The organism is Pseudoalteromonas sp. SIMBA_162, from assembly GCF_046535955.1.
Taxonomy (GTDB): domain Bacteria; phylum Pseudomonadota; class Gammaproteobacteria; order Enterobacterales; family Alteromonadaceae; genus Pseudoalteromonas; species Pseudoalteromonas marina.
In genome coordinates this window covers 1-238 of the sequence record NZ_JAWJBQ010001149.1, presented here as the reverse complement: position 1 = coordinate 238, position 238 = coordinate 1, and the positions used below count along the sequence as shown (strand labels likewise).

The 238-nt window shown below is 58.4% G+C and carries 1 protein-coding gene; it reads right to left on the bottom strand.

Annotation, left to right across the window (positions count from 1 at the left end; all coding sequences use genetic code 11):
* On the bottom strand, nt 1-238 hold a 238-nt coding region (locus tag R0J88_RS23280; RefSeq protein ID WP_410901357.1), incomplete at both ends, for a sulfatase-like hydrolase/transferase.

Below are 238 nucleotides of genomic sequence, written 5' to 3'. Positions count from 1 at the left end.
AACTGCGGCAGAGTGGTTAACCCTTGCAGACCGCCCGGTTGCCCGTACATTGGCGGCATCAGAATGCCGTGGTGGATGGAGTATTGTCCGGTAAGAATCGTGGCGCGGGTTGGGGAAGAACTCGGTTGAGAATACGCCGAAGTTAAAATCAGCCCCTGGCTGGCAACGGCGTCGATATCTGGTGTAGGGTTACCCACCGCCACGCCGCCGCCGTTAAAGCCAACATCCATCCAGCCCA